Source organism: Methanolobus bombayensis, from assembly GCF_017873415.1.
Lineage (GTDB): Archaea > Halobacteriota > Methanosarcinia > Methanosarcinales > Methanosarcinaceae > Methanolobus > Methanolobus bombayensis.
Window position 1 is genome coordinate 128,376 of sequence record NZ_JAGGKD010000002.1, and the last position, 17,812, is coordinate 146,187.

A 17,812-nucleotide genomic window follows, 5' to 3' on the forward strand; every position below is an offset into this window, starting at 1 on the left:
TGGAAATTTATTTTTCATTTACCAGCCAGCAGTGACAGTTAGCCTGGAAAATATCCCTTCTTGTGAAATTAGCCGCAATACAACTTCCCCTGCATACAGGAAGCCACTGGCACCGGCTGCACTTCCCTTTCATATCCGAGGCTTTCAGGCTCCTGAAATAATTAAGAAAACGTGAATTATCCCAGATCCAACGGAAAGACCTGTCTTTCACATTCTCAACATCTGCTCCCTCAAAATAGTTGCATGGGAGAACGTCACCTTTTGAAGTGACCGTACAATATCCGATAGCACCATCACATCCAATTCTTGTATCCGGATTAGTCTCGACCCCCTGTTCCGGAATTGGTTGGAAAGTACATTCAAATTCCATTGGTGCAATTTCAGGTCCATCAGAATACCTTTTACTGAGAAGGAATTCAGTAAGTTCACGCATTCTTTTTGGTTTTACTTCCAGATCAAATGCACCTTTTCCACGTCCTGAAGGGACAAAAGGCAATATTCTGAATGTCTGCACTCCAAGTTCTTTTCCAAGTTCATAGAGTTCAGGGATATTGTCGACATTCATTGTGGTTACTGCAGCCGCCAGTGTGACCGGAACACCGGCTCTCACAAGCAACTTTATTCCATCCACTGTCCTTTTCCATGAACCTGAAGACTGGCGGAAATCATCATGTATAACAGGTACACTTGAATCAAGGCTCACCTGTGCCCTTGCACCGATATTTGCAAGCTTCTCAGCAGCATCTTCATCTATCAGTGTTCCGTTGGTGGCTACCTGTATCATTATACCCTTTGAAGCGGCATATTCTGCGATATCGAAAAAGTCTTTTCTTATCATAGGCTCGCCGCCGCTTAGTATAAGCTGTCCGACTTCAAAATCAGCAAACTCATCGATAAGCCTGCAGCAATCTTCAAAACACAGTCCATCGCTGCATTCCTCTCCGGCACTTACAACGCAATGTCTGCATCTGAGATTACATTTTGATGTAAGGTCCCAGAGAACACCAGCAGGAGCAGGGACTTTCCAGTAATTCATTCTTTCACTGCGCCACCACAAAAGTCCGCGATTTGTGAGTTCATCGAGTACTGGCATGCTTTTCTCCATTACAGTTTCTTTATCAGAGTGGAAAGATGTACTCAATTGTGTGATTATGTCTTCAAGTGTCCGGTACCCGTCACACATTTTAAGCAGCCAGTATGCAGGTTCATTCAGTTCCTGAACTTCCGAACTAAGGGGGTCTTCTGTTATCCAGATGTCATCTTCCTTATTTATTCTGAAAGGAAAATAAGGGACAGCAGATTTGTCCGGAATCCTGCTGTCAAAGTTTATTCCGGTATCCACATTGTATGTTTCTGCTGTCAATATGCCGGATTCCTTCTCTATCACTTGACTTCCCCGAGCATCACAAGTGTCTTCTTTCTCCAGTCATGTATCCTGTTTTCTGAGATTCCAAGTGCTTTTGAAAGCTCAGTTATCTTCTTTGTGTTCTCTGTTGCCTTCAGGAAGTCTCCAAGTGTTGAAATTGACCTTCCCTTGAACAGAGTTGCAATTTCCGGTCCGATGCCTACGATCTCTATGATATCAGTTTTCAGTGTTATGACCGGTTTTTTAACACGAATGTAGGGGTCATATGGCAGGGGGTCCGGTCCGGGCAGACATGAAAGTCCCGGAGATGGCGGACATGCTATATATGGTGAGGGTGGACAGACTACCATTGGTGATGGAGGGCAAACGAAGTCCGGTGCAGGCGGACATATGTATGGTGCAGGCGGGCATACAAAGCCTGGTGATGGCGGACATAGCACATGTGGAGATGGCGGACAGATCATCGGTGCTATCCAGCATGTGAACGGACATGTCACAGCTGTACCTATTCCCACAGCAGCAAATGCATTTATTATACTTGCTCTCCAGCGTGAATAATGCGGATTGGTCGAGTAGAGATCATCAAGTGAATCCAGTACCGCATCTCTCATATCGCTGAAGTCTGAGCTTGAGACCAGATGGGTCGTAAGTGCCTGATAATATAGTAGTCCAAGCACATCACGTCCAAGTCCCTCGCATACTCTGATTCCTCTGTGTGTTCCGCCAGTGGTTATCAGGTAAGCAGCCTTGTTCATGATTCCACTGTTGATGTGGACTCCACCATTGTCCGAGTATCCTGTGTATTGATCACTTGTGTGGTCCGGCTGGTGACCATCTCTGCAACTGTCTATCGGATTTGCAGGGTCGTATTGTCCGCCATTTGTCGGATCTTCCATATTACGCAGGGCAGGTGCTGTTGCAGGCAGCCAGGCGTCTTCACCTATGAGCCAGTTTCCTGATATTAAAGCACCGAAGACATCTGACATTGATTCATTAAGTGCACCTGATTCATTACTGTAGACCAGTCCGGCTGTATGTTCTGTAACTGCATGTGTCCACTCGTGGGCTATAATATCAAGCGCACAGAGAGAATTATATCTTGAGCCGTCACCATTTCCTATCTTGACATAACTTCCGTTCCATGTAGCATTATTCCAGCCGCTTCCACAGTTTGCATAAATATGCATGTCAGCTCCTGCATCATCATAGCTGTCACGTCCGTGTACGGTAAAGTAGTAGTCGTAGACCATTCTTGTATAAAGGTGGCAATCAACGTCAGGCCCCTGTCCGGAAGCAGACCAGTTATTATTGCTATCTTCCGATACAGAGGCAGGAGGATAGCTGCCGTTTGCATCATGGGTGATTACTCTTGCAGAACTTGGTACCCATTGATCCTCAAGCAGGTATTTGGCTGTGCCGTGATCGTGCAGTGTATTTATGGTTACAGAACCTGCATAAGTTCCGATTCCCGAACCTGTGGTCCTTGTGTGTCCCTGTTCGTTGTTATATTTCCAGACAATTTTTCCGGTGAGAGCATCAACAAAATATTCCCATTTGGCAGGTGTGTCATCCCCACCAAGATCCTTATCAATTCCATCAACTGAAACATGCCACACAAGATGGGGTCTTTCCACAAATTGTGAAAGGATCATCAGTTTTGGTTCAGCATGCAGTTTTCTTCTGGAATTGTTCTTGTCATCCTCAAGAACGAACTTAAGTGCTTCTTCTCCTGTGATCTTTGCTTCATCTGGCAGGTCGATGTCTGGAGTCAGCTTTCCGGTTGTTCCTTTTACGTTATCATCTGCATCGATGTGGACTATTATCTCGCTGCCAAAAACAGGCAGTTCCCTGTAGACCTGCTGCATGCGCACATGTCTGTTGCCAATACGGTCAGTATCGATCCTTTTAACAAGCATTTCCTTGCTGACAGAATTTAGCAGATAGAGGTCTTTGTTAGCATCCATAAATTCTATGGCAGCTCTTCCCGGATCCTTTTGTTCTGCTTTTGCAAGCAAGCCTTTAAGTCTTAATGGAATGCCGGTACGTTCGTCCCATTTAACATCTACGTTCTCATCGACACTTCTTAGCTTATCGAGTATATCCTTTTGTTTCCTGGCAGGTTCATACATTCCCTATCTCCCCTTTATAGTTTTCACTATACTATTGTTTCATATACAGGTACCCGAATGAGATTAAAAACCACTCCTGAGGCTCCCCAGCCCAGCCAGATTTAGAATCTATTATTGCTTAGTACCCTAATTATAATTTCCCTCTAATAATCTATAAAGTTTGCTCTGGAAGTCTATTTATTATCTTAAAATAAATTAAAAGTATAGTAAAGGACTTAATCTTTTTTCTCTGTTTTTTTCTTCTCTTCTTCCACAGTAGTGTTGTCACACCATGCATCAACTTCAAGATCTGCTGCACTTTTTGTATCATCATTTGATTCAGGTACTGTGCACCACGTATCTATCTGTTCATCAAGACTTGGTATTTCAATATCTTCAATCTCTTTCTTTTTAGCATTCTTTTTGTCCATATTAAACCCCATGTATTGTGTTGTTCTTCATTGCACTATATATTCAAAGCATGTCATGTACTTTCCTGAAATTCTATCAGTTCTGAAGCTTAAAAAATGTTTTTACCGTTCAACTACGATGCCAAAACAAGAGATTGGAAAGTATCTCATATGAAAAAAGATGATACTTTCGTAGTCTCCGAACATTCTTTTGTTATTTTTATTTTAAAGTACAGATAAAAGTCTAGTTACAATATCGGACTAATTGTCCTTATTTCTACAATCTTTCCCCACATGTGGAAACTTACCATATCGTCACGTGGATAGGCTGTGAATCTAATTTTTGTTCCATCAGTTCTGAGTTCATCAGGCAGGTTTATTGGGTCATATTTTGCATCTTGCGTTCCCACTATTCCGTAAAAGCCGCCTTCAAGATTGTTGTATATTACAGTTCCGTCATCAATTATAAGCTCGCTTTCAGGAATTACCTCGATTGTCATTTCATAGCTGTCCTCGGTTCCTTTTATCTCTTCCCACGGACGTTTATAAATTGCAGATATGTTTTGTTCACCTGTTTCAATGACTTGGAAAATCCACATATGAGAACCACCTGCACCAACAAGACTTACATTTGTACTTGCTTCAAGGAACTTGTCCTCTTCAAGTTTAAGTCCTTCACTGTATGTCATTTTCCATGAATATCCGGTTGTAGGGTTCTCTTCAAGTTCAATAGTAATGATGTCTCCAGCAATAGCATAGACAGTACTCTGGCTGTCGTTCTCTGAAAAGTTATGAACAATCGCTGTCATTGTACCAATTGTACCGATATCGTTGTCTGTTCTTTCTGCCTGCTCTTCTTCAACATTTATCGCAGTGGCATTGTTACCAATAGTTGTATTGTTACTACTGGTATTATTGCTGTCCGATATGCATCCAGACGCCAGACAAACCAGCAAGACAACTGCAGCAACTGTGAGCAATCTTATATTCATTGTAAACATTCATCTCCTGTATTTATTAATTACAGGATTGTTTTTCAGATATATACAGATTTATTTAAGTTCGGTTTTGTCTTTGGTTATTGTTGAAGTAAGATATCCTTTTGTTGTGTTTTTTAAATGTGAGATCTGTAAATAATAGGGTAATCAGAGTAGTGTCAATATTATATAAGTTTAAAAACCGATATTAATAAATAATAAGTTTATAATATGATATAATTAGATTATAAGTTTTAAAGATTATCTTTCTGGGGGTGCAGAAAGTGAAAGGACAGAAAGAGATGACTGGTGAAAGAAAAGTATATGCGGTTATAACAGGTGATCTTATAAGTTCGTCTGATATGAATTATAGTGACCGGGACTCAGTCCTGACTTTTCTTCACGATTCTTTTTCATTTATAAGTAACTGCCTGGATCCGGGTAGTGGTGTTCTCCTGCCGGTTGATATATCCCGGGGCGACAGTTTCCAGATCATGCTGGATGAGCCGGAGGATGCATTGTTTGCATCGGTTCTTCTTCTTTTGAAATTCGGTGTTTTCAGTGAAAAGAACAACAAACTCGCAGCCAGAATCTCAATCGGAATTGGTAGTGTGGAATATCTTCCTTATTCAGGTAATGTTGGGGAGGCTGACGGACAGGCTTTCAGGCTTTCGGGTAAGAAACTGGACAACATGAAAGAGGAGGGAAAACACCTTCTTATAACAACTGCAAATCCTGCATTGAATTTGATTCTGGAATCACAATGCGCTTTTTTTGATAACATGGCTGCCAGATGGACAGGTGTCCAGAAAGGGATACTTCTTGAGAAGTTCAGTGGCCTGACACAGGATGAGATAGCATTAAAACTTGGAAAATCCCAGTCAACTATCTCCCAGAGCCTTAAAGCCGCAGGGTTTGATGTCCTGAGAAAGTTCCTGGACAACTATGCAAGCTTATTTGAATATCCGGAGATATTCCTTATGGGGAATGAATAATGGATACCGCCTTTGTGAATCTGGATGTTTCACTGCTTGCAAGACTTCTTCTTTCTCATGTACTTGCAGATTTTGTATTCCAGAATCAGAAGATGGTCAGTGATCGATTTAAAAATAAATGGCATTCAAAATGGCTTTACATACATGGAATTCTTGCGGGTTTACTTGCATACATCTTTTCCGGAGAGTACGGTTTTATCTGGCTTTTCCTTATCTATACTGTCTCACATATTGCAATAGATGGGTTTAAGTCCACACGTCAGGATAATCTGAAGTGGTTCATTCTTGACCAGTTTGCTCATCTGCTGACAATAGTACTCGTTTGGGCAGTGATTATAGGATTTGAAAATATAATTTCAGGTATTCCATTTAATCAATTGAACAGTACAAACACCTGGATTCTGATCCTGGCATACTTTATTGTAATCTGGCCAAGCGGAATATTAATTGATAAATTTACGGAACCCTGGCATCATGATAAGGATGGCGAAGAAGGTGAAGGCCTTTTTAATGCGGGTCTCTGGATTGGCCGTCTTGAGAGATTCCTGCTCCTGACATTTGTATTACTTGAACAATATCAGGCAATAGGTTTGCTTGTAACTGCAAAATCGATCTTCAGGTTCACAACCGACCGCAAGGTTAGCGAATATATTTTGATAGGCACTTTGTTAAGTTTTACAATAGCTGTTTTTGTGGGAATTGTTGTGAAGTGGATTTTAGAAGTGGCTGTTTAAATCTAGTATTTTTTGTTTTCCTTGTTTTAAATACAACATACAAAAAGCTTTAAATAATATTAAGTCAGATATAGACTGCCGATTAAGGCAAAGGAAAAGGTGAAAACATGGATATAGCAACAACACTGAGATATGGTTTGATAAACATTAACCATTTCAGAAGATGTATGATAAGCAGAATGACCTATCAGCTTTCATCATACTGGAAAAAAGACGGCGATATCCCTGCTTTCAATATGAAGCCGGCAGGTTCATCATCTTCTATAGTATAGGTTCTATTATCGCGAAAAACGGCTTGCCATCTCTCCAATAGAAAACTGCCGCCTTCAGTTTATGAAGTCTATGTGGGTGCTTAATGCACCCCGTCTCCTCCATTTTTAAATTATTTTCACAAATTATTTTCATTTCAGGTTCAGGAATCTTTTCTTCCAAATCCAAAACGCAAGGTTTAAGCTTGGTATCTACATATTGAATAAATATAAGATATTGGGAAGTGATTCCCGTTTATTCTTCTCAATTTGTCGGGGGCAGTAAAATCACAGTAATCATGTCATTGGAAAACATATGCAGAAACAGGACAACGGTTCTGGCACAGCATGAAGGTAAAAGTACACGAATTAATGTTAATACGACCTGCGAAAAGATCAAAAAATGGGGCAATGAGTTCAACCTTCCGAAAATAGATCTCATGGACAAGGATGTAGCTTTTGATCTTCTTAACAAAAAAAGGGAAATGTATTCAATCTGCAGTAACTGCTATGTGCCTCCAACGGTAATGAGTGCCTACTGGATAGAGAATGAGAAGATCCCAAAAGATGTAGCAAAGAAATACGAAGGTGTTGACATCACATTCGAAGAAGTCAAATGAAGGTATTAATTACGAAGTAGCTATAGGGAAATCTTTTACATCTTGAAAAGGAGGGCAAATTATGGTGGTAACAATATCAGTGGATTCTTTTTGTGGGTATAAAACTTATATAACAGCTGTTACTGAAGGCAGAAAGACGCATGTGCATATAGAAACTGACTGTGAGAAATTGAAAAAGTGGGGATGTGATTTCGATCTGCCAAATGCTGAAATGTCACAGCAGAATATTCCTTATTATGAATTGTTAATGAAGTCAATGAAGAACAGCATATGCGACAATTGTTATGTGCCTGCTACTGTTATGAATGCATACTGGGTAGAAAATGAAAAGGTATCAAAAGCTCTTGCAAGACAGATAGGTAAAGTTGAGCTTTCCATTGAAAAGATCGAATGATTCCTATCAAATTAATATTGATCTTTTTTATGCAAATGTGTCAGGACTTCTAAGATCAAATATATTTTTCAAAAGTAAAAGTCTCATAGTTTTGAGAACAAATTTTCGTTGCAAGCAAGGCGCAACAACTAATAATTATGGAATATATACCATAATTTATAGGATAATAATGGCGATTTGGGAGTTTGTCATTATTTGAGGTCAATTTGCAGGGGAATCTTAGAAAGAATTCTAAGTTTATGTTGTTTCAGTATTTTTTATTTGCATAGTGTTTTCTGTATAGTTTGAATTTCATTTGATTCCTGACGCATGAAATGGCCATAGTAATATTTCCCGATATAAGGTCATAGGTGTTGAACATGGTTCATTGTGAAACAGCAAATCAAATTGCTAAACATAATTACAGCCATAATGATGAACAAAAAGAAAATGAGAAAATTAATAACGGATCTATCAAAGCCCATGAAAATGAGAATGTATGTGAAGTTTGTACAAATTCTATAGGGACTGAATTCTTGCTAATCCCGGCAGGTAAGTTCATGATGGGTTCAAAAAAGGATTCTACTTCAAGCCCCATCCACGAAGTTACAATTTCAAAACCATTCTATCTTGGAAAATACCCGGTGACACAGAGAGAGTGGGTCTTAATAATGGGAAGCAATCCATCTTTCTTTAAAGGACATGACAACCATCCTGTAGAGCAGGTTTCATGGGATGACGCACAGGAGTTTGTTAGTAAACTGAACTCTAAAGAGGGAACCCATAAATACCGTTTACCATCTGAGGCTGAATGGGAGTACGCCTGCAGGGCAGGTACAACTAGTAAATATTATTTTGGAGATGATGAATCAGATCTGAATGACTATGGATGGTATTCAGGAAAAACAACTCATCCGGTAGGTCAGAAAAAACCCAATCCCTGGGGATTGTATGATATGAATGGTAATGTGTGGGAATGGTGTGAGGACAAATGGCATTCAAATTTTGAAGATGCTCCTGCAGATGGCAGTGCCTGGGAATATAGTCCCAGTTCTCTTCGTGTTGATCGTGGAGGATGCTGGAGCAGTCTTTCCAGATTTTGCTGTTCAGCACTCCGCAGTGCTAACATTGCCAACGATCCTTTTGGATTTACAGGATTCCGCCTTCTAAGGGAGGTGTAGATCATGATTAATTCAATTCTTTTCACTTTTCCAGTAAATGAAGAAAAAACAAAACTTCATGCATTATATTTGGAGGTCGAATGTTTTTGAGAGAAAAAGATATATTCACGGTGTTAACTATCTTTATATAGTGTATTTTGAGAATAACTGAATTAAGGATGCCTGTAATTTTTAGATATAAAGATATGAAGGAAAGTTAAAAAAGGAGATTTCGCATGCAATCGGTCGTACACGTAAATTCAAGTATCTGCGGTTTCATTCATATAATAAAAGGAAAATTTGACGGGAAGAATATCATTATAGATATTGAAACACCCTGTTCAAAGGTCAAACAAATGTCAAGTATGGAAATCCCAATGATGCAAACCCTTGACATAAAGGATAATTATGTGATGGACAGGGCACAGGAAGCTCATTGCTGTCCGGGTTGTATCTTGCCTACAGGAGTATTGCACGTGTGCAGGCTGGAGTCGGGAATGATTTCAAAGACCTTGGCAAAACAGGTTGAAACAATGACAATTGAGTTCAAAGAAGGATGATATTCCTGATCGTCAACAATTAAAAAACCTAAAGTATCTTTTTTTGTTTTGATATATACAAAATTTAGAAACACATTTCTAAATATTCAATCAAATACTTTATTTCAATTTGAAGTATTGTTTTTGTTTTTTCTTTAAGGAACTATGCGGTTAGTCTTATTAACTAATCAGGCAAATGATAAAATGGGGGTAATATGAAGCCGAATAAATCATCTCAAGATGAGAATAAATACTCTGAAAGTGCATTAGGTAAGGTCCTTGAAAGAAAAGAGGAACTTGAAAGGATAAGGGATAGCAGTCCTGTTATTTCTTTTCTCTGGAAAGCTGAAGTTCCTTATGAAGAGGAAAACTGGCCTGTTGAATATGTTTCGGGTAACGTTGAAATTTTAGGTTATACAGCAGATGAGTTTCTTTCGGGTGATATCCTTTATGCTGACATCGTTCATCCGGATGACCTGGAAGAGTTGCGGGAAGCTCTCACGAAACAGTGCAACGAAGGAGTTGATTTCTTTGACCACAAATACAGAATAATATTAAAATCCGGTGAGGTGCGCTGGGTTAATGAGAGGACTTATGTACTGCGGGATAAAGCCGGCAATGTTGCACATTATCAGGGTACGATCTTCGATATAACTGAGCAAAAAGAAAAAGAGCAAACTATGCAGGATGCATTGAGGAAAAAGCAACATCTGGAAGAGATTATCAATAATAGCTCTATCATGGTGTTCCTGTGGAGGAATGAGCAGTTTTGGCCTGCAGATTATGCTTCGGATAATGTTTCAAAACTTGGTTATCCAGTTGAGGATTTTGTAGAGGGGCGTATCATGTATAGTGATCTGATACATCCGGATGACTATGAAATGGTTAAAAACACACTTGCTGAGCAGTGTGATAGTGGCAGTGACTATTACAATCAGGAATACCGCCTTATAACAAAAGACAATAAGACATTGTGGGTAAGTGAAAAAACTTTTATCCTGCGTGACAGGGATGGAAATGTAACTCATTTTCAGGGAATTGTTCAGGATATCACAAAAGAGAAAGAAAATGAAATTGCGCTCAAACAGTCACTTGAAAAGCAGAATGAACTTCTGGAAAGAAAGCAAGCTCTTGAAACAATTATCAACCACAGCCCGGTAGTGGCTTTTTTGTGGAAAGCAGAACCTGAAGATGAAAATGAGCTATGGCCGGTTGAATTTGTTTCAGACAACATCAACCAGTTCGGATACTCAGTTGATGAGTTCCTCTCAGGAGAAATACTTTATGGTGACATAGTTAACCCTGATGATCTACCTTATATTCAGATAGAACTTTCAGATGTTGTCAAAGAAGGTGGAAAAGTCTTTGTCAAAGAATACAGGATTAGAACCAAGTCCGGTGATGAAAGATGGGTGGAAGAGCAAACATTCATCCAGCGTAATGATGAAGGGGTTGTGACACATTATATGGGTGTTATCCAGGACATTACTGAACGAAAAAATGAATGAAGGGTAAGTAACTTACTTATAATTTGAATACTCTAAAAAAGAACTGGAATCAATTAATGGAGCCTGACTTTAGGTTATTGATGAATAACCCTGGCACATCATGCCAGGGTTATATTTTTAATTCAAATTCTAGTTGTACAAAATCAATTTACGATAAAAGCTAATCTTCATTGAAATCTATGCCGACTGTGCCTGCCTGTTTCGCCAGATTTTTTGATAGCATCCCCAGTTCCATTTTGCACACATACATGACTGCAGCTGGAACAATGCATATAGGACAGCATTTCCCCTCAGCCTGATCCATTGCGTAATTCTCTTTGATTCCAAAAGTTTGCTTTTTTGGAATTTCCATATGTGATATTTTAGCTACTTTGTCACAATCAGTTTGTATATCTGTTATTACCGTTTTCCCATCAAGCTCGCCGCTGATCTTATGCTTAAAACCACATATTGTTGAATTAACTTTTACACTAGATGTCATATTTTTCTCCTTTGTTGATTTAATCGGATAGCAGTCTTTTTGTGTGCTGTTATTCAATTATTAATATAATGGATTGAACCAGGCTGGCTTTAAAAGTTTTTGTTAAAATCAAAAAAAGCTTGTTTTTCCGCAGTTCTGTTTTCTTGATAATGAAAAAACAAAATGTGTCTTATGACACATTCATATGTTCTTATTCCTTATCTCCTGAACAGCTGCAGCAGACATTTCCTTTCAGTATCTCCTGCCAGTCTCCCAGTACATCATGTGTCCAGCAGTCATCGGCACCTGCTGCCTCTCTCATGGTGAGTGCAAGTATGTAGGAAAGCTCTTTTACGGTAGCTCCTGCGTCCATGGCACCCTTAAAATGTTTTAAAACACAGGGTTTTGATCTGGCTTTGATGGAAAGAGCAAAGCAAAGGAACTGATATGTTTTCTCATCTATTGGTCTTTTTTCTGCGTACAGTTTGTCGATCTCATCAAGTTTTTCGGTAAATTCCGGGAAGAACTCCTCTAGCATCCTCATGGTTTAATCTCCTTTATTGTCCAAGTTAACAGTGTTAATGTGACACTGGCCCTATTGGTTAAGTGACAATTACTTCAAAATATGTTGAAATAGCTATTTAAGCTTAATTGTGGGTCTGGTTATCGAAGTAAAATAAAAGTTTTTAGTTTTTTATTAAGGATTCATAGGCAGAAAGCAAAAATGTAGATAATACCTTTTTTATGGTGATACGAACTTATAAGTATCCAAATAGCTTATTGTTAACGGGGTTAACATATGGCAACTTTTGTTCACATAGATATACCAACAGAAGATCTTGAAAGGTCAAAGAAATTCTATTCTGAACTTTTTGACTGGACATTCGAAAAACCATTTCCTGATATGGATTATTATATATTTACAACTAAAGATCTGGAAGGAAATGAAGGTATTGCGGGCGGCATGGGTAACAGGGAAGAACCTGGACAAGGCGTTACAAATTTTATAGGTGTCCCATCGCTGAATGAATACATTAAAAAAATAAAAGATGCAGGCGGACAAGCTTCAGAGCCTATGCCTGTTCCCGGCTGGGGCTATCTTTCAATGTGTGAGGATACCGAAGGGAATATTTTTGGTATATGGGAAGAGGACCCTGATGCAAAATGAGTATATGATTTGGAAGTCGTCGTTCATACTGTTTTTTATTTTTTTTTTCTCTTGCACATTTAACGGGTGAAATGATAATAACTGCAATTTTATATTGTATCCACTATGCTTATCCTGTGAATTAGAATCGTAAGTAAATGACAACGAATCAAAAAATATATTTGCCAGAATAAATCAATAAATCTAATTTCAGGCTGAGTATCGTTTTACAATAAAATATTAAGTAGCTTGTTGTTATTGTTTTTATATTGGGATAGAACTTAATAAAAAGATATTATTATATTTTTTTAAACGTTACATTTACATATCATATTTGCAATTTTAGTACCCAATAACATGGTGTATATACAATAAATATTTATTATTGTAAATACTTTGTATGCACTTTGCACACATGCACTTTACAATTTTTGAAAAAAGGAGGCACAATGCTGGATATTGATCCAACAGGGATTCTTGTTAGATATAATGTTAAACTTGAAAGCGAACTAACTCCCGATGAGATAGCAAGAGAATTTTTCCCTTCGGACATACTGTTGCGCAATATTGTTGAAGCAGTTTTTGAAGGCGATGAGGATGAAGTGATTTTCGCTCTTAAAGAAGCAGTTAGTGTCGGAAAAGATCCCATATCCCTTATCGATGATGCACTGATGGTCGGGATGGATATAGTATCCCAACTATATGAGGATGGAGACTTGTTCCTTCCTGATGTGATGATTTCATCACACGCAATGACTGACGGCATTGAGTATTGTAAGCAGATATCAGGCAAGGCTCATGAATTCAAGGGTACTGTAGTATCCTATGTTGTGGAAGGAGATATCCATGATATAGGTAAGAAAATACTGACCGTACTTTTGAAGTCAAATGGATATGAAGTAATCGATCTTGGTAGTGATGTGCCAACAGATGAGGTTATTAGTGCCGTACTTAAATACAGACCTATAATGATCACAGGAACCTCCCTGATGACAACAACCATGTATTCTTTCATGGAAGTTAACAACCGGCTTCTTGAAAATGATATCATGATTCCTCTGGTATGTGGTGGTGGAGCTGTAACTCAGGACTTTGTTATGAATTATGATTTGGGTATATATTGTGAAGATGCTGCAATTGTACCTAAGATCGCAGATCTTATTCTCAAGAACAAAAATATACAGGAAATAAGGGAACAGTTTCATGTACATTGAAACTATTACTGCAGTGCCGTACAATTAAAAAAGGTGGCTCACATCCAAACACAGATCCTTCTTGTGTAGATTGGATTGAAGGAAGTATGATATTCAGATGAGAGCCAATTAATGCTTTCATCTCCATGTATTTAACATCTCCTTTTTTCCGGTGTTTAAAAAGGTGTGAGAAAGAGAGTTTTGCATGTAATAATAACAAAAGGTTGAGATATGTTTACATTCATAAGTTAAATACTATTATGTCTGATGTCGTAAGGAAACAATACATTGGATGGGAAATATATGGTCATTACTGAAGAAAAACAGGAAAAGGCGCATTCATCCCAGAAGGGAAATAATGAGTGCCTTTTGTCAGATACTATTCTTTCTTTTCTATGGAAAGGTACTGACAAAAACCAAATTGTTTCGGTATCCAAAAACATATCACTTTTAGGTTACGATCCGGATGACCTGATTTCCGGAAAAATCAGATTTATGGATATTGTTCATCCATCTGATGTTGATGATATTGAACAGGACTATGCAGATTATGTCAACAGTGCTGACAGCCCTTTTTTCGTTGCAGATTATAGATTGAGATGCCAAAAAGGCACTATATGCGAAGTCAGCGAAAGAACAGCTGAGGTTTCCCGGGATAATGGTTATCTTTATCATGGGATAATATCTGTAAAAAAGGGTTTTCAGTTCGATACCAATGCAGAAAAGATTTATTGTAAAAGTATAGTTGACAGTATACAGAACCCTCTCCTGATCCTTGATAGCACATTTCATGTTTTTTCTGCTAACAGGTATTTCTATGAGCTTTTTAAGTTAAAGCCTGAAAATACTGAAGGAAAACATTTCCTAAGCTTAAATAATGCAAATAAACACCAAATAAATTCATTTTTTGATAAGGCTTTGAAGCAAGAATATTTTTTTGATTCTATTGAAGTTGGATGTAATATAAGTGGTCTTGGTAACCGGACAATGAGGCTTACTGCCCGTCCTCTTGATACAGGAATGGACAGGCAGAAGTTGATCCTGGTTTCAATAGAAGATATAACATCTCAGAAACTTGCCGAGGCTGAACTTAAAGCTTCTGAAGAAAAATATTCCATGCTTGTAGAAAAAGGAAATGACGGAATACTTATACTACAGAACGGGAAAATAGTTTTTAATAATTCAAAGTTCATCCGGATGCTTGGTGCTGAAAACCCACCCCTTTCAGGTGAAGATCTATTATCCAGTGTTCCTTTTGAATACCATCGCATGATTTCCAAGAGATTAAAAAAAGTGTTGAAAGACAAGCGTGGTATTAAGAGAAATGATGAGATAGAGTTCTTGAAAGCTGATGGCAGTAATTTTCCTGCTGAAATAAGTCTTTCTTACATATTGTATAAGCATCAACCTTCGGTAATGATGACTGTAAGGGATATCTCCGGAAGAAAAAAAGCTGAAGCAGAGTTAAAAGCTTCAGAAGAGAAGTATTCCACCCTTGTGGAGAAAGGTAATGATGGTATCATCATACTCAACAATGAGAATTTTAAGTTCATTAATTCCAAATTTTCAGAGCTTACAGGTTTTTCCAGGGAGGAACTACTTGGAAAATCCTTCACCAGCCATGTTCCCCTCGAATACCAGCGTATGGTAGGAAAACGAATTAAAAAAGTGCTTAAAGATAAGCATAGCATTCGTCGCAATGATGAGATCGAGTTTCTGGGGAAATCTGGTGATACTTTCCCTGCTGAAATAAGTTTGTCTTACATACTGCACGAGGATAAACCGTCTGTAATGATGGCTGTCAGGGACATCTCCGAAAGAAAAAAAGCCGAGGCAGAGCTTAAAGCTTCGGAAAAGAAATATTCATCTCTTGTAGAAGAAGGAAACGACGGCATTATAATTGTTCAGAATGGAATTCTTGTTTTTGCTAACATGAAATTCTGCGATATCACAGGCTTTTCCAAAACAGAGATACTTCGCAGACCTTTTGAAGATTTTCTTTCCCTTGAATATAAGAGAATGGTTATGAATAAATTCCGAAAGAGTCTTGAAAAGAATCGTAAGTCTTCCCTGAAATATGAGATTGAATTGGTATCAAAAGAAGGAGGAACTACTCCAGCTGAGATCAACTCTTCTATAATAGAGCATGAAGGCAGTCCGGCTATAATGGCTATTATCAGGGACATAACCGATCAGAAACAAAAAGAAAAGGAACTCCTTGAGCTGATTGAGGTTCAAAAGGTCCTGGAAACTGTAATCAAGAGCAGTCCTGCAGTTGTATTTTTCTGGAAACCGGATGAAGACTGGAAAGTTGAGTTTGTTTCCGAGAACATATCGCAGTTTGGCTACCAGGCAGAGGACCTTATGTCAGGAAAGATCCTTTATGGTGATATCATCCATCCTTCTGATGTTGAAAGGCTAACTATGGAATATGATGTTTTCTCTGGTGAGGACAATCTTTCATTTGAATATCGTATACTTACAAAGGCAGGAGAGGTCAGATGGGTAGATGAGAGGTCTGTCATAAAACGTGATGCTGAAGGTAATCTTAAGTATATTCAGGGTATCATCGTAGATATTACCGAACGTAAAAATGTCAAGAATTTTATGCAGATTGGCAATGATGTGGGTATGCTTTTAAGTCCTATGGGTGATGTTGGTGACATGTTCTCCCAGCTTGTGGAATTCACTACACAGATGGATGACCTGGATTGTGGTGCCCTTTATCTGGTTGATGATGTCACAGGGGATATGAATATAGTGGCACATTCAGGTCTTTCTCATGAGTTTGTTAAAAATGCAAGGCATTATTCTGGTTCGTCTATCTATGCACGTCTTCTGAAAACAGAATATCCTCTTTACACGCGATATTATGAGCTTACATCCATGATTCCTGGTGAAAAACAGGCTCATGAAAGATTGGAAGCAACAGCGTTAATTCCTATCAGATATGGCATGGAACTTGTAGCTATACTGATGCTTTCATCTCACAGTGTACATGCTGTTCCTTTTGAAGTAAGGGATTCCCTTGAGGCTGTGGCTTCTCAAATAGGTCCCGTTATAGGGCGTATGCGTGAGCAGGTAGATGTACAGAAAAATATCAGAAACCTTCAGGTCATTTTTGAAGTTATGAAAGACATGGTCTTCATGCTTGATGAGGACGGGTGCATACTTTATGCTAACCCCTATGCATTTGAAAGACTTGGTTACACCAAAAATGACTTGATCGGGATGAATCTTATTAATCTTTATCCACAAAAAATGCTTCTTGAAGCTGCAGCTGAATTCAAGGAAATCCTGGATGGCAGGGCAGTCGTTTGTACAAACCCCTTTGAAACCGTTTCAGGTGAGCTCATCCCTGTTGAAATGCGCTGTTCAATGGGGCAACTTGAGGATGAAACAATAACAATATGCGTCACCCGGGAAAGGGTATGATATATAGTTGTTGGATGAATGTTTTTTGTTCAAGAAAATTTTATCTAACAAATCAGCAATATTTTATTTAGTAATTATTATAATATCATCTACTTTTATTTTTATTCATATCTGGTTTTTAATTTGATATTTTGTCTCTCACATTGATAAATTCATTTATTTTAAATCTAAAATTCAAACTGACCTTATATTTATGTGTTTTCCTGTGTTAACCAATTTTAAATCAATGTTAATTGTATAATATTAAAAAACAGCCTCAATAGACTCTATATATTTGATTTTTTTGTAATGAACATATAACATATATTGTTTGCAATACATTTATTTTTATATGCCCTTTCATTCCATAAATTTCCATTCATTATTCATAAGTCTTTGCCTATATTTTTTAGTCAACGAAATTCATAAAATCATATTTATTGTAAAAACAACATCTATGGGCTCATTTATTTTATTTTTCTGAGTTCGTTTGCTATCCTGTCTATAGTTATATTTATATATGTGTATGTATCCAAGCCAACCTTTATATATGATAAAAA

Annotated in this window: 18 protein-coding genes; 11 read left to right on the top strand and 7 right to left on the bottom strand. The window is 38.2% G+C overall.

The genetic code is table 11. From position 1 onward, the window contains the following. Positions 1-7: 7 nt before the first annotated feature. From J2746_RS02875 to J2746_RS02890, 4 genes are all read right to left on the bottom strand, one after another. A complete protein-coding gene (locus J2746_RS02875) occupies positions 8-1,387 on the bottom strand; it encodes a PqqD family peptide modification chaperone (protein WP_209615969.1) in 1,380 nt (459 codons plus the stop codon). Beyond that, the gene (locus J2746_RS02880) at positions 1,384-3,495 is read right to left on the bottom strand and encodes a M4 family metallopeptidase (RefSeq protein ID WP_209615973.1); all 2,112 of its coding nucleotides are present in this window, start codon (positions 3,493-3,495) and stop codon (positions 1,384-1,386) included. The genes J2746_RS02875 and J2746_RS02880 overlap by 4 nt, the downstream gene beginning before the upstream one ends. 215 nt (positions 3,496-3,710) lie before the next feature. Further along, on the bottom strand, positions 3,711-3,905 hold the full coding sequence (locus J2746_RS02885; protein ID WP_209615977.1) for a hypothetical protein: 195 nt from the start codon (positions 3,903-3,905) through the stop codon (positions 3,711-3,713). Between the two features lie 227 nt (positions 3,906-4,132). Then, complete coding sequence (locus J2746_RS02890) at positions 4,133-4,876, bottom strand: protease inhibitor I42 family protein (RefSeq protein ID WP_209615980.1); 744 nt, start codon at positions 4,874-4,876, stop codon at positions 4,133-4,135. Positions 4,877-5,145: 269 nt separating this feature from the next. Between J2746_RS02890 and J2746_RS02895 the strand changes: the two genes are divergently transcribed. The 3 genes from J2746_RS02895 to J2746_RS02905 all read left to right on the top strand — a co-directional run bounded on the left by J2746_RS02895 (position 5,146) and on the right by J2746_RS02905 (position 6,862). Further along, positions 5,146-5,856, top strand: a complete 711-nt coding sequence (locus J2746_RS02895) for a hypothetical protein (RefSeq protein ID WP_209615982.1) — start codon at positions 5,146-5,148, stop codon at positions 5,854-5,856. Then, complete coding sequence (locus tag J2746_RS02900; RefSeq protein ID WP_209615985.1) at positions 5,856-6,590, top strand: DUF3307 domain-containing protein; 735 nt, start codon at positions 5,856-5,858, stop codon at positions 6,588-6,590. The genes J2746_RS02895 and J2746_RS02900 overlap by 1 nt, the downstream gene beginning before the upstream one ends. Positions 6,591-6,697: 107 nt before the next feature. Then, complete coding sequence (locus J2746_RS02905; RefSeq protein WP_209615988.1) at positions 6,698-6,862, top strand: hypothetical protein; 165 nt, start codon at positions 6,698-6,700, stop codon at positions 6,860-6,862. Here the strand turns inward: J2746_RS02905 and J2746_RS02910 are convergent. After that, positions 6,852-7,022 carry a hypothetical protein gene (locus tag J2746_RS02910; protein WP_209615992.1) on the bottom strand — a complete coding sequence of 57 codons (171 nt, stop codon included), beginning with the start codon at positions 7,020-7,022 and terminating at the stop codon, positions 6,852-6,854. The genes J2746_RS02905 and J2746_RS02910 overlap by 11 nt on opposite strands. Positions 7,023-7,137: 115 nt before the next feature. Between J2746_RS02910 and J2746_RS02915 the strand changes: the two genes are divergently transcribed. The 5 genes from J2746_RS02915 (at position 7,138) to J2746_RS02935 (ending at position 11,038) form a co-directional block, all read left to right on the top strand. Further along, on the top strand, positions 7,138-7,458 hold the full coding sequence (locus J2746_RS02915; RefSeq protein WP_209615995.1) for a DUF6951 family protein: 321 nt from the start codon (positions 7,138-7,140) through the stop codon (positions 7,456-7,458). A 61-nt stretch (positions 7,459-7,519) separates the two neighbouring features. Continuing rightward, complete coding sequence (locus J2746_RS02920; protein ID WP_209615998.1) at positions 7,520-7,852, top strand: DUF6951 family protein; 333 nt, start codon at positions 7,520-7,522, stop codon at positions 7,850-7,852. Between the two features lie 359 nt (positions 7,853-8,211). Beyond that, a complete protein-coding gene (locus tag J2746_RS02925; RefSeq protein WP_209616001.1) occupies positions 8,212-9,012 on the top strand; it encodes a formylglycine-generating enzyme family protein in 801 nt (266 codons plus the stop codon). 215 nt (positions 9,013-9,227) lie between these two features. Further along, positions 9,228-9,551, top strand: coding sequence for a DUF6951 family protein (locus J2746_RS02930; protein ID WP_209616004.1), 324 nt, complete (start codon positions 9,228-9,230; stop codon positions 9,549-9,551). Positions 9,552-9,745: 194 nt separating this feature from the next. Next, positions 9,746-11,038 carry a PAS domain-containing protein gene (locus tag J2746_RS02935; protein WP_209616007.1) on the top strand — a complete coding sequence of 431 codons (1,293 nt, stop codon included), beginning with the start codon at positions 9,746-9,748 and terminating at the stop codon, positions 11,036-11,038. Positions 11,039-11,198: 160 nt separating this feature from the next. On the opposite strand, the gene J2746_RS02940 is transcribed toward J2746_RS02935, so the two are convergent. Together J2746_RS02940 and J2746_RS02945 are read right to left on the bottom strand one after the other, a co-directional pair. After that, positions 11,199-11,519, bottom strand: coding sequence for a DUF6951 family protein (locus J2746_RS02940; protein WP_209616010.1), 321 nt, complete (start codon positions 11,517-11,519; stop codon positions 11,199-11,201). A gap of 190 nt (positions 11,520-11,709) precedes the next feature. After that, on the bottom strand, positions 11,710-12,042 hold the full coding sequence (locus tag J2746_RS02945) for a carboxymuconolactone decarboxylase family protein (protein WP_209616013.1): 333 nt from the start codon (positions 12,040-12,042) through the stop codon (positions 11,710-11,712). Positions 12,043-12,297: 255 nt separating this feature from the next. Here J2746_RS02945 and J2746_RS02950 point away from each other — a divergent pair, with 255 nt between their 5' ends. From J2746_RS02950 to J2746_RS02960, 3 genes are all read left to right on the top strand, one after another. After that, positions 12,298-12,666 carry a VOC family protein gene (locus J2746_RS02950; RefSeq protein ID WP_209616016.1) on the top strand — a complete coding sequence of 123 codons (369 nt, stop codon included), beginning with the start codon at positions 12,298-12,300 and terminating at the stop codon, positions 12,664-12,666. Between the two features lie 428 nt (positions 12,667-13,094). Then, positions 13,095-13,859, top strand: coding sequence for a methanol--corrinoid protein MtaC (gene mtaC / locus J2746_RS02955; protein WP_209616018.1), 765 nt, complete (start codon positions 13,095-13,097; stop codon positions 13,857-13,859). A gap of 282 nt (positions 13,860-14,141) precedes the next feature. Continuing rightward, positions 14,142-17,273, top strand: coding sequence for a PAS domain S-box protein (locus tag J2746_RS02960; RefSeq protein WP_209616020.1), 3,132 nt, complete (start codon positions 14,142-14,144; stop codon positions 17,271-17,273). Positions 17,274-17,812 lie beyond the last annotated feature (539 nt).